Source organism: Chromobacterium sp. Ag138 (genome assembly GCF_055181315.1).
This window is the reverse complement of the sequence record NZ_JBUPWA010000001.1, coordinates 2,194,573-2,207,579: the sequence shown is the minus strand read 5'-3', so window position 1 is coordinate 2,207,579 and position 13,007 is coordinate 2,194,573. Positions and strand designations below refer to the sequence as shown.

The following is a 13,007-nucleotide window of genomic DNA, read 5'->3' as shown; positions in this document are numbered from 1 at the left end:
CGCCGCCGGGCGGCATCTGAGCCAATGGCCTTGGTCCGACTTGGTCAGCTTGTGCATGAGGCACAGGCATGCGTTGCCTGACCACGCCCGGGTGTTGGAGCTGGGATGCGGCGTGGGCGCCAACATTCCGTTCTTTCTGCAGCAAGGCTGGCGTTATTGCGCGGCTGAGGGCAGCGCCAGCGCGGCGCAGCGGGTGCTGGCCATGTATCCGGAATTGGCGGGAAAGGTGCGCGTTGCCGACTTCACCGTCGACTTGCCGTTCGATGGCCTATTCGATTTAGTCGTGGACCGGGCGGCGTTGACGCACAATCGCGAGCGCGACATCCGCCGAGCATTGGCGAGGGTTGGCGAGTCGCTGGCGCCGGGAGGGTTGTATGTCGGCGTGGATTGGTTTTCCACCGCGCATGGCGATTACGCAGAAGGGGAGCCGGGCGAGGATGTCTGGACCCGCGGAGGATATCGAGACGGCCCATTTGCAGGGGTGGGGCGCGTGCATTTCAGCGACGCAGATCATTTGCGGGACCTGTTTGCGGGCTGGGAGTGGCTGACGCTGGAAGAGAAAAAGATCGCGCGGCATATGCCGGAACAGCGGATGCTGGCGATGTGGAGCTTTGTGGTGCGGAAACCATGATGAAACGAAAAGTGCTGGTGGTGGCGGCCCATCCCGACGACGAGGTGCTGGGGTGCGGCGGGACGATGGCTGCGCATGCCGATATGGGGGACGAGGTGCATGTGCTGATTCTGGCCCAGGGCTTGAATAGCCGGGGGGAGGCTGGCGAAGAAGCGTTCGCCGCGCTGCATGCGGCCGCCGCGCAAGCGAATCGGCTGTTAGGCGTATCGTCGCTGGCCTTGCTTGACTTCCCCGACAACCGATTGGATGGCGTCGAGTTGCTGGATCTGGTCAAGGAGGTGGAGGCGCGGGTTTCCAGCCTGTGCCCTGACATCGTCTACACCCATTTCGCCAATGATTTGAACGTCGACCATCGCGTCACCCATAACGCGGTGGTGACGGCATGCCGTCCCTTGCCCGGCCATTGCGTGCGGACAATACTCTGCTTCGAAGTGCCGTCATCCACTGAGTGGTCCGGCTCGCCGTTCGCGCCCAACTGGTTCTCCGACATCGGTGGGCAATTGGAGAGAAAACAGGCGGCTCTGGCCGCTTATGCCGGAGAAATGCGGGCGTTTCCCCATCCCCGCTCGATAGAAGGCGCCGTCCATCTGGCTGCCTGGCGCGGCGCGAGCGCGGGATTTTCCGCCGCCGAGGCTTTCGTCCTGTTTCGCCATCGCGAGATTTGAATTCCCTGGAGACAACACATCATGAGTACGAGCGAGCAGGATTTGATCAGCTGGAAGACCGATGCCTGGAAGGACCGGAATATGGTGGCTTGGTATTCTCAGCGCATGGTGCAGAATGTGGACACCAACCGTTTGAAGAATATCGTCGAAATCGAGCTGTGCGAGCGCTTTTTGAGCGGGCAGGATGTGTTGGATGTTGGCATCGGCACCGGCCGCGCTTCGTTGCCGCTGATCGCCAAGGGGTATCGGTTATCCGGGACGGACAGCTCCCAGGCGATGCTGGACGAGTGCCAGCGGTTGGCCGGCGGCCAGCCCATCACGTTGAAGCAGGGCGATGTGCAGCAGTTGCCGTTTGACGATCAAAGCTTCGACAGCCTCATTTCCCTGAATGTCATGACCCATTTCCCGCATGTGGAGAAAGTGCTGAAGGAGTGGAAGCGGGTGGTGCGTCCGGGCGGACGGCTGATTTTCGACATCTATTCATTGGACCATCTGAGCTTCGCGCGCGGACGGAACGTGACGGTGGAGGAGCTGCTGGAGCAGGGGGCGAACGCTTTCAACATGCACTTGTCCGGCGAGCGCCTATGTTCGGCTGCCAATGAGGTGGGGTTGAAGATATTGGGCATCGTGCCGTATGGCAGTTTCATTTGCGGCGAGTATCGCCATCCCGCTTTCGCCATGCCGCTGCAGAACTCGGCGTGGTGGCGGAGGCAGATGACGTGGCTGGCCAACGATGACAGCCTGCTGGAAATGGCTGTTTTCATCGAGCAGCATTTCTTCGGCTGCTTGAGCGCCATCGCCACCGGCCGTTTCATGGTGGTGCTGGAAAACAGCCAGGACGAACCGGCCAATCAGCTGTGGCTGGACCAGGACCGGCAGTTGAGCGGCTACTTGCAGAGTGCATCGCCGATTCGCTTGGATGACCTGGCGCCCTGGCTCAACCTGCCGCCGGATGAGTGGCGGCAGACTTTCGACAGCTTGTTGTCCCGGGCGCGCAATCGCGGCATCGCCTACATGCTGATGTCCAGCTGCCTGGGGCGGCTTGACGCCCTCGATTGGCAGGACCTTGCTCCATCCAATGGCGCCCGGCTGAATGGTTGGAGCACGGGAGAGTTTTGGGATCGCAATATCCAGAGCTTCGTCAAGGAATGGCATCGTTCGGATGAAATGAAACCCTATTGCGAGCTGGATGGGGAGTCGTTGCCCGCCAGCCTGGAATATCAATTGCAAAGAAATCTGGTCGCGCTGTTGTCGCAGCCGCCAGCCGGAGACGCGGAATGAAGCCGACTGCCTTGATCTATGCGCTGTGGGAAAAGAACTTGCCGGTATTGAAGCAATATCTGCAAGGGCGCACCCGGGTGGTCCTCGTGCCGGACTATATGGTCAACGACAACCTGCGGCAGGCGGTTCAGGAGGCGGGCAGCGAGTTGATATCGCTGCCGGTCTCGGCCGACTTGGGCATGGCCGCGGAAATCCAGCCCTTGCTGGAGCGGGTTGAGCAGGATGGCTTTGTTTGCGAGCTGAGCCCGGGCGCGGCCGATCCCCGGGTGAAGGAGGCTTTGCTGCAAGCGCTGCGGCGGGATTTGCCGGCAGTACGCGGCTTGTTCAAAGTGCTGGATGACATCTCGGCGATGTGCGACATCGAGATCGCGCTGCTCAATGAGGACGTGCTGCGCGACGGCAAGTCGCTGGCGCTCTGGTCGCGGCGCAAGAAAATCCCCGTGCTGCAGGTCGTGCATGGCACGGGCATGGGGCGCGATTATATCGGCGAGGAGGTGGTGTCCGATCATCTGGCGCTGCCCAGCAATCGCAGCGTCGAGTATTTCCTGGATTTGGGCGTGCCGGCGGGCAATCTCTTCGTCGTCGGCGAGGCCGGCTGGGATGTGATCCCGGTGATGAGCGCCAAGCGAGATGAAATCCGGGCCAGCATCGCCGCTTCGTTCAATCTGCCGCAGGATGGGCAGTGGATAGTCTGGGGCTCCACCTGGAATGCGGGGCTGAGCTTTTTGGACGATCGCGACTCTCTGGCGCAGATGATGGAAGCCTGCTTCGCCATCAAGCAGTTGCGGGATGGCGGCTTCGACAATGCCTGGTTGGTGTACAAGGACCGGGTGACGGCGATGGCTGGGGCGGACCAGCTGCGGGACAGCTTCTTCGTCGTGGCGGAGAAACTGGGCGTCGGGGACTGCGTCCGCTACGCGGTCAGCGATTCCAAGTACTGGGCGGCGGCAGGCGACGCGGTGGTTTCCTATGATTCGAACTTGTCGATCGAGGCGGTGCTGGCCGGCACGCCGGCCATCAATGTGCTCAGCGATTTCGGCAGCGTGGCGGGAGGAAGCTTTGGCGCCAATGATGGCGTCTTGACGCTGGAGGCCCAAGAGGTGCCGCTGGCACTGGCCAAGCTGATCGGCGATGCGCAGTTCCGCCAGGGCCTGCTCGACGCGGCGGCCGCGCGGAGGGAATTCTTCAATGCCGGAGTCGACGGCAAGGCGGCCGCCAGGTTGGTTGATCTGATTGATCAGTTGGCGCTGCGGTTCCCGGAAAAGCAAGGCCAGTATGTCTGGCAGGAATATTTGAGCGTCGAGTCGCATGACGTGACGGCGGGTTATCACACCACCGGCCGCCAGGATTTGATCGACATGATAGGAAACCGGCCCAAACTGATGCTGGACATAGGCTGCGCCGGCGGCGCCAACGGCGCGCTGGCCAAGCAGCGGTTTCCGGATTGCCAGGTTTGGGGCATCGAAACCAACAAGGCCGCCGCCGAGTTGGCCAGCCGCAAGCTGGACAAGGTATTGGTGGGCATGTTTGAGGACTTTGACCTCGAGCGGGAAGGGATCGCCAAGGGCTCGCTGGATATGGTGTTGCTGGCCGATGTGCTGGAACACATGTACGACCCGTGGCGGGTGATGGTGAAACTGCGAGAATATCTGTCGGAAAAGGGACAGGTGGTGGTCAGCATTCCCAATGTGCGCAACCTGGTGTTGATCGGGGAGCTGATGAAGGGCAATTGGACTTATGCCCGGGAAGGCTTGCTTGATATCACCCACATCCGTTTCTTCACCGAAAAGGAAATCCAGAAGTTCTGCCGCGAGACGGGCTACCGGGTCCTGGCCAAGAAAAATGCGCTCGATACGCGCTTGCTGCCGCTGATGGAGCGCGCCCAGGGTTCGCTGCCGTGCAATATCGAGGTGGAGAAGATGGTGATCAAGAACGTCACCCATGAGGAAATGCAGGAAATGTGCACGCTGCAATTCTATTTGCTGTTGGAGAAAGCCTAGCAGGCGGCGCGTAGCCGTCCCCTTACCTTGCGCCCCATGGAGGGCGCATTTGCCATATGAGGCTGAACGGAATGCAAAAGAGAAAACCGCGGGTAGGCATCCTGTCTCGGGACTTTTTCGAGTTCGCGTGCTTCAAGCTGCGCATCGCCGATCCGCTGTCGCTGCTTGCGGGCGCGATCGATACCTATTTTTACAACAATATCGAGCGGACCCGCTTTCTTGGGGACTATGCCTTTGAGGACGATGAGCATTTCATCGCCTCGATGGATTTCTTCATCGTGCAGCGCTGGTTCATCACCCATCTGTCCAAGCCGTTGATCGAGCGGATACTGGAAGCAGGGAAGCCCATCGTGCTGGAAATGGACGACTGGCTGCCAGGCTTGCCGCCAAGCAATCCGATGTATGAGGACAATTACCAGTACATCGAAAACATCAACTGGCTGATGCCGCAGTGCCAGCTGGTGACGGTGAGCACCGAGCGGATGGCCGAGAAGGTCAGGCCGATCAATCCGCGGGTGGCGGTGTTGCGCAATGCGGTGAGCCGGCATCGCGTCGTCGAGCCGATGCCGGCGCAGGACGGGCTGGTGGTGATCGGCTTTGCTGGCACCAGCACCCACGCCAAGGATCTGAGCATGATCGCGCCGGCCCTGTCGCGCATCTACAGCTACTATGCCGGTCTGGTCAAATTCGTGTTCTGGGGCGATGTGCCCCAGGCGATGGTCGGCCGCAAGGGCGTGCGTTTCGTGCCGGATTCCGTGATGTACCACGAGTATTTCGGCCAATTGGCATCCTTGCGTCTGGATATCGCCTTGGCCCCCTTGAGCCGCGACGATTTCAACGATTGCAAGTCCAATATCAAGTGGTTGGACTATTCCATCGTCGGCGCGGCATCAGTGGTGTCCGATGCGCCGCCATACGAGGATTTGAAGGGAACGGGCCTGGCCAGGGTGGTCGAAAACAAGCCGGATGCCTGGTTCGACGCCATTTCCGAACTGATCGAGAACGAGGTCGAACGCAAGGAGATGGCCAAGCGCGCTCGCGAGCAGGCCATCGGCCCGAACACGTTGGAAAGCGTGATCGGCGACTATCTGGACGCGTGGAACAGCGTGCTGCCGCAAGAGTTGCGCCAGACCATGCCGATGAAGCTTGGCAAGCCGTTCCTTGGGCGCAGCAGCAACAACGACCAGAGCAGCCAGCTCAATTACATGCGCTGGCTGAAGAACCATAACTTCCGCGAGGTGCATGCCGAGCAATTGGCCGAACGGATGATGACCGTGTGGCAAAACCGGCCGCTGTTCAACCTGATCGTGCTGGCCCCCAAGGAAAAGCAGGCGCTGTTGGGGCACTCGATCACCGCGATGGAAAAGCAGCTGTATCCGCATTGGCGTCTGTTGGTGGTGGCGGATTGGGACGCGCCCGATCCGATATTTTCCAGCAGCGGCCAATTGGGCTGGGCGCGGGTGCCGGGCATGGACGACGCCAATGCGGTGGCCGCGGCGATCAACAGCTATATAGCAGACCGGCAAGCCGACTGGACCTGGCTGCTGCCGGCCGGGTTCCGGCTGCAACCGCAGACCTTGGTGCGCATGGGAGAGGAGATACACCAACATCCGGATAAGGTCATGGTGTATTGCGACAGCGATATCGTATCGCCGATGGGCGAGCGGTTCCTGCCGGCGTTCCGTCCGGACTTCTCCCCTGAATACTTGCGGTCGATGGATTACATCAGCCATGCCGGAGCCTTTGCCACCCAGGCCCTGATCCGGATCGGCGGCGTCCAGCCTTATCCGGAAGCCTACAGCTACGATCTGGCTTTGCGGTTGTTGGAAAACTATGGCCCGTCGATGGCGGGGCATATCGATGACATGCTGCTGTCTTTGCCCTGGGTCGATCCCGAGTTTGATCATCTTGGCCATGCTTCGCGGCAGGTGGCGCTGGAAAACCATGGCCAGCGTTGCGGCTACCCGGTGGCGGTCAGGCCGGGGCTGGTGACGGGAACCTACCATTATGAATACCAGCTGCAAGGCGAGCCGCTGGTTTCGATCGTGATTCCGAACCGGGACAAGCTGGAGTTGCTCGAGCCCTGCATCGAGGGGCTGTTCAACAAGACCGACTACCAGAATTTCGAACTGCTGGTGGTGGACAACCGGTCGGAGCAGCCTGAAACGCTGGAGTACTATCAGGATCTGCAACAGCGTCATCCGGACCGGGTGCGGATTCTGCCCTACGACGCGCCGTTCAATTTCTCAGCGCAATGCAATATGGGGGTGGCCCAGTCTCGCGGCGAATACGTGCTGCTGCTCAACAACGACACCGAAGTCGTGTTGGGCAACTGGCTGACTCGCATGCTGGCGACCGCGCAGCAACCGGGCGTGGGCGCGGTGGGCGCACGCCTGTTGTATCCGGAAATCGGCCAGGTGCAGCACGCCGGCATCGTGCTTGGCATGCCTGGCGCCTTGTTCGCGGTGGCGGCGCACGCGTTCGAGTCGCAGGACATCAATCTGCCAGGCTATATGAACCGCGCGCAGACGATGCAGAATTACTCCGCGGTGACCGCCGCCTGCTTATTGATCTCCAAAGCCGCTTACCAGCAGGTGGGCGGAATGGATGAGACCAATTTTCAGGTCTGGTTCAACGACGTCGATTTCTGCGTCAAGGTGCAGCAAGCCGGATGGCGCAATGTCTACAATCCTTACGTGGTGATGTACCACCACCATGGCAAGACGATCAAGAAAGTGACCCGCGACCCACGGGTGGCCTTGGAGGCCACGGTGCGCGAGCACGACGAAATGTTCACGGTCCTGGAGCGCTGGCTGCCGCTGCTCAAGCGCGATCCGGGCTATAACCGCCATTTGTCGCTGCGCACCCGAAAAATGGAGCCGGATGCCGACCGCCATGCCTCATGGGACCCATCGATTCCCGGCCGGAAACGGGTATTGGGCATGCCGGTGCCGGGCGGCAGCGGAGAATACCGTCTCAGCATGCCGTTGTCGGTGCTGCAAGAGAAAGGCAAGCTGGATGGAGAGATTTTGCAGCCGATGCGCGGGCTGCCCTCCATCGTTGAACTGGCCCGTCTGGCGCCTGATACCTTGCTCATGCATACCGCGATTACCGACGAGCTCCAGTTCGCCATGCAGAATTACCGCCGCTTCCTGCCGCAATTGCGGATCGTGTTCGGCATCGACGACATGGTGGGCGGCTTGCCGTTGAAGAGCGATTTGTACGATCTGTGGAAGTGGCAATTCCCGGATGCCAAGCAGCGCTTGCGCCAGTCGTTGAAGCATTGCGACGCGCTGGTGGTCTCCACCGAGCCATTGCAGCATTTCTGCAAGGGCATGATAGACCGGATCGAGGTGATACCGAACCGGCTGCGCAAGAGCATCTGGCAACAGCTGAAGTCTGAGCGCCGAGCGGGCGATAAACCGCGAGTGGGCTGGGTCGGCGCGTCACAGCACCGCGGCGATCTTGAATTGCTGCTGGAGGTGATGAAACAGACCCATCAAGAGGTGGATTGGGTCCTGATGGGCATGACGCTGCCGCAGTTCAAACCCTATGTGAAGGAGTTCCACCAGCCGGTGCCGTTCTCGCAGTATCCGGAGAAGATGGCCTCCCTCAATCTGGATCTGGCGGTGGCGCCATTGGAGGTCAATCCCTTCAACGAGGCCAAGAGCAATCTGCGGCTGCTGGAGTATGGCGTGCTGGGCTGGCCGGTGGTGTGCACCGACATCTACCCCTACCAGAGCAACCAGGCGCCGGTTTGCCGCGTGCCCAACCGCGCCGAGGCCTGGGTGGAGGCGATACGCGCGCGTGTCCACGATCTGGATGCGCTGGCGAAGGAGGGAGACCGTTTGCGGGCCTGGGTCGGACGCGACTACTGGCTGGACGATCACCACGAGGATTGGCTGCGCGTGCTGCACGGCTGACCTATTCGGCAGACCCAGGGCTACCGGCCGCTCCGTCTAAATGGATGGAGGTGGCCGGTTTTTCATTCCAACTGATCCTAGAATATGAGTTGTTTATTGCTTGTAAGAATGATTAGCACCGCTCATTTTTGGTAATAATACCGTTTTCATAACAAATTCCTCCTGTCGGCCGATCTTGTCTTCAACAGGCAAGAAAATTCGATGGCCCTGTGGGCCGATAAGGGGAATGAAATGGCAATTACCGTCAACACCAACCTGTCCTCGCTGCAGGCGCAACTGAACCTCAACAACTCCAGCATGGGTCTGAACCAGTCGCTGCAGCGTCTGTCTTCCGGCTTTCGCATCAACAGCGGCAAAGACGATGCCGCCGGTTTGGCCATCTCCCAGACCCTGACCTCCGCCATCCGCGGCAACAACCAAGCGATGCGCAACGCCAACGACGGCGTGTCCGTCGGCCAGACCGCGGAAGGCGCGATGGGCCAGATCGCCAACAACCTGCAGCGCATCCGCGAAATCGCGGTGCAGGCGTCCAACGGCGGCGTCAGCGACAAGAACCGTTCGCAGCTGCAGAACGAAGTCGACCAGCTGACCCAGGAAATCTCCCGCACCATTCAGACCACCGAGTTCAACGGCACCAAGCTGCTGGCCGGCGGCGCCACGCTGACCTTCCAGGTTGGCTCCAAGGGCGCGGCGGATAACCAGATCAACATCCAGACCGTGGATTTGACCCAGTCGACCCCGAATACCCTTTCCGGCTCCACCGCAGACCTGACCAAGGCCGCTGCCGACGCCAAGACTGCGGCGACTGCCGCGGACACGGCATATCAAGCCGTTGTCGATGCGACTACCGGTAATCCGAAGCCTGGCGTGACCCAGGCGACTGCCGACGAAATGAAGCGCAAGTCGCTGAATGCGCAAAAATCCTATCTGGATCTCGATCTCGCCGCCAAGGGCAAGGCGGTGGACGATGCCGACAAAGCTTGGCAGGCGGCGGATGCCGCAGGCAAGGCGGCTGCCAAGACAGCGCTGGATAATGCCCGGACGGCGATGGATACCGCCAAGGATGCCCAGACCACGTTCAGCAACGCCAATCCGGCTATCGGCGCCAGCGGCGGCCTGCATTCCTTCAATGCTAATCTGTTGGCGGTGAAAACCGTGGATGTGACCTCGCAGGATGGCGCGGCCAAGGCGCTGAACCTGTTGGACGAAGACATCGCCAAGATTTCGGACATGCGTTCCACCTTCGGCTCGGTGATGAACCGCTTCGACGCGGTGGTGGCCAACCTGGGCAACTACACCCAGAACCTGACCGCGGCCAACAGCCGCATCATGGACGTCGACTTCGCGTCGGAAACCGCCAACCTGACCAAGGGCCAGATTCTGCAGCAGGCCGGCGGCTCCATCCTGAAGCAGGCCAACTCGTTGCCTCAGGCCGCGTTGTCCCTGTTGCAATAACAAAGGCGAAGGCGACCGGGTTGCTTAAATGGCCTGGTCGCCAAGCGGATGCGTAGGAAAGATCGAACAGGAGCGGCAGGATGAGATAAGCGGGATTTTGGTGTTGATGGCGTGTCAAGTGTGAAAATTCACACCTTCACCATAAAGTTCGGAATGCGCTAGCCGATAAGCAGTGTAAGCAAGCCTCTTTGCCCACACTGAGTATCAGGAGAGTCATCATGGCCATTACCGTCAACACCAACGTATCCTCGCTGCAAGCGCAGCTAAACCTGAACCATTCGGAGATGGCGCTGACCAAGTCGCTGCAACGTCTGTCCTCTGGCTTGCGCATCAACAGCGCCAAGGACGACGCGGCCGGTCTGGCGATTTCGCAGACGCTGACGGCTGCGATCCGCGGCAACAACCAAGCGGTCAACAACGCCAACGACGGCATTTCCGTCGGGCAAACCGCTGAAGGCGCGCTGGGTCAGATCGCCAACAACCTGCAGCGTATCCGTGAAATCGCGGTTCAGTCCGCCAACGGCTCGGTCAGCAACACTAACCGTTCGCAGCTGCAAAACGAAGTGGACCAGCTGACTCAGGAAATTTCGCGTATCGTTCAGACCACGCAGTTCAACGGCACCCAGTTGCTGTCCGGTGGCGGCAGCCTGACCTTCCAGGTAGGCTCTTCCGGCGCGGCCAATAACCAGGTGTCGATCTCCTCGGTGGACTTGACCTCCGGTGGCGTGCTGTGTAGCTACAACTCCTCGCTGAGCGCTACCGGCACCATCAGCGTGACGACGCAGTCCGGCGCGTCCGGCGTGCTGTCGGCTCTGGATTCGGATATCGCGGAAATTTCGACCGTGCGTTCCACTTGGGGTGCGGTGCAGAACCGGTTTGACGCTGTCGTGGCGAACCTGCAAAACTACGTGCAAAACCTGACTGCAGCCAACAGCCGCATCGTGGATGTGGACTTTGCGTCGGAAACGGCTAACCTGACTAAGAACCAGATTCTGCAGCAGGCGGGTGCTTCCATCCTGAAACAAGCGAATACCCTGCCCCAAGCAGCCCTGACTTTGCTGCAGTAACAGTAGTAGACTGATGGTATAGCCAGTCGCAGCTCCGGTTGGGCAGCCGGAGCTGCGGTCACGAGGAGCGTGATCATGCAAATCCCTTCCATCTTATCGCCTTCCGTCCCGACGGCATCCGCTCCAGTACAGCGTCAGCAACTGGTCGAGCTGGCGCAAGCTCCTGCGACTGATCAAAGCCAGCCGGTGTTGGCGGACACGACCCAAGCTGTTGCCGCGGTTGGGCAGAACCAGCAGCAACAAGCGACGGGGGATTCGGAGCAAAAACAGCAATCTTTGACCAAGCAGCTGGAAGATTCGGTCAAGCAGTTGAACAACACGGCTTCGTTGTATAACAGCTCCTTGCTGTTCTCTGTCGACAAGGAGACTGGCGCCACTGTGGTCAAGGTCGTCGACAAAGAGAACAACAAGGTTATTCGTCAGATTCCGTCCGAAGAAGCATTGCGCATCGCCAAGGCGATAGGCGACTTCAAGGGCCTTTTGCTGAAGGACAAAGCCTGATCCCTTTGTCCTGATGCGGCTAAACATGGGGATGACATGGCAGCCATTACCAGTTCCGTGGGTGCATTGGATGTACAAGGCATTGTCAGCCAATTGATGTCGATAGAGCGCAGGCCGCTCAATGAAAGCCTGCAGCGCGCTGATCAATACAACACCCAGCTCAGTACCGTGGGCAAGCTCAGCTCTTCGCTATCCGCTTTGCAGACGGCGTTGACTGGTTTGTCGTCTGGCCGCTTTTTGCAGGTGTTCAAGGCCACTGTCAGCGATGCTTCGATGGGGTCGGTTTCTACGACCAGCGGAGGCAGTTCCGGCACCTATCAGGTGAATGTCGACAACTTGGCGACGAGCCGCCAGTTGGTGTTCGATCATGTCGGAGCTTTGAGTCCTACGGACACGAAACCGAATATCAAGGACCCGAAGGAGAAGATCGACTCAGCGCCGGATTCCATTTCCTTTCTGGTTAATGGCAAGACGCAGACAGTCACTTTGCGAAGCAAGCCTGACGAGGCCGTGTCTTTGCAGACCATCAACGACAAGATCAATGCCGCTGGCATCGGGGTGAACGCCTCAATCGTTCAGAACAACGGCACGTACAAATTGGTGCTGAATTCAGTGGAATCCGGTACCGACAATCAATTCAAGATCGTCAGCGGTACGGGGAGCAGCGATTCTGGCAAGCCAGGCGGCTCCATGCTGGCCGGCCTGTCGCAAACCGACACGGCTGCCACCGAGTCTCAGGACGCGGCCGATGCCAAACTGACAGTGAATGGCGTGGCCATCACCGCCGGCAGCAACAAGGTGACCAGCGCGGTGCCGGGGGTGGAGATTGACCTCTATAAAAAAGGCTCGTTCACGGTTTCGATGTCGCCGGACAGCGCAGGCGTGTCCAAGAATCTGCAGTCGTTCATCGATGCCTACAACCAGATCGTCAGCGATGTCAAGGCCGCGCGTAGTGGCGCGATGAAGGGCAATGCTTCGATCCTGGATATCCAGAACAAGCTGCAACAGGTGTTGTCTACTCCTGTCGCAGGCGTTGATCCGGTCAATTCATTCGCCTATTTGTCGCAGGCAGGCATTTCGCTGCAAAAAGACGGCACATTGAAGTTGGATCAGACCGCGTTCAATGACGCGATGAAAAAAGACAAGCAGGCGGTGACGAATCTGTTTGGCAATTCCGCGAACACTGGCTTTGCCCAGAGGTTCAACACTGCTATCAATGGCATGCTGGATCCCAAAGGCGTGATTGAAACCAGTAAGGCGACAATCAAGTCGAAGGCGAGCACGGAAACCCAGCTGCAGAGTTCGTTGCAGTCCAGGCTGGACTCGAAGCAGGCGCAGTTGGTCAGGCAATATACGGCTTTGAACAAGACATTGGCAGAGATGCAGTCAGGCTCCGCGAGCTTGTTCAACCTGATTTCCAGCAGGTAAAGTTGCAGGCCGGACGGCGAGGGGCTGTCCGGTTGTTTCAGAAATGATGGTGAGCC

At 59.6% G+C, this 13,007-nt stretch carries 9 protein-coding genes; all 9 read left to right on the top strand.

Features of this window, described 5'->3' with window-relative positions; translation table 11 throughout:
• Positions 1 to 55: 55 nt before the first annotated feature.
• Entirely contained in the window at positions 56 to 631 is a 576-nt protein-coding gene (locus ACY3GB_RS10150; RefSeq protein WP_463088617.1) for a class I SAM-dependent methyltransferase, read from the top strand.
• A complete protein-coding gene (locus tag ACY3GB_RS10145) occupies positions 628 to 1,296 on the top strand; it encodes a PIG-L deacetylase family protein (RefSeq protein WP_463088616.1) in 669 nt (222 codons plus the stop codon). Before ACY3GB_RS10150 ends, ACY3GB_RS10145 begins: the two co-directional genes overlap by 4 nt.
• Before the next feature lie 21 nt (positions 1,297 to 1,317).
• On the top strand, positions 1,318 to 2,577 hold the full coding sequence (locus ACY3GB_RS10140; protein WP_463088615.1) for a class I SAM-dependent methyltransferase: 1,260 nt from the start codon (positions 1,318 to 1,320) through the stop codon (positions 2,575 to 2,577).
• Positions 2,574 to 4,577 (top strand): class I SAM-dependent methyltransferase, encoded by a 2,004-nt coding sequence (locus tag ACY3GB_RS10135; protein ID WP_463088614.1) that lies wholly within the window; start codon positions 2,574 to 2,576, stop codon positions 4,575 to 4,577. The genes ACY3GB_RS10140 and ACY3GB_RS10135 overlap by 4 nt, the downstream gene beginning before the upstream one ends.
• A 71-nt stretch (positions 4,578 to 4,648) precedes the next feature.
• Entirely contained in the window at positions 4,649 to 8,500 is a 3,852-nt protein-coding gene (locus tag ACY3GB_RS10130) for a glycosyltransferase (RefSeq protein WP_463088613.1), read from the top strand.
• Positions 8,501 to 8,731: 231 nt separating this feature from the next.
• Positions 8,732 to 9,955, top strand: coding sequence for a flagellin N-terminal helical domain-containing protein (locus ACY3GB_RS10125; RefSeq protein WP_463088612.1), 1,224 nt, complete (start codon positions 8,732 to 8,734; stop codon positions 9,953 to 9,955).
• Between the two features lie 218 nt (positions 9,956 to 10,173).
• Positions 10,174 to 11,022: a flagellin N-terminal helical domain-containing protein gene (locus tag ACY3GB_RS10120; protein WP_463088611.1), complete on the top strand. Its 849-nt coding sequence runs from the start codon at positions 10,174 to 10,176 to the stop codon at positions 11,020 to 11,022.
• 75 nt (positions 11,023 to 11,097) lie between these two features.
• Complete coding sequence (locus tag ACY3GB_RS10115; RefSeq protein ID WP_463088610.1) at positions 11,098 to 11,523, top strand: flagellar protein FlaG; 426 nt, start codon at positions 11,098 to 11,100, stop codon at positions 11,521 to 11,523.
• Between the two features lie 36 nt (positions 11,524 to 11,559).
• The gene (fliD, locus tag ACY3GB_RS10110; protein WP_463088609.1) at positions 11,560 to 12,951 is read left to right on the top strand and encodes a flagellar filament capping protein FliD; all 1,392 of its coding nucleotides are present in this window, start codon (positions 11,560 to 11,562) and stop codon (positions 12,949 to 12,951) included.
• Positions 12,952 to 13,007 lie beyond the last annotated feature (56 nt).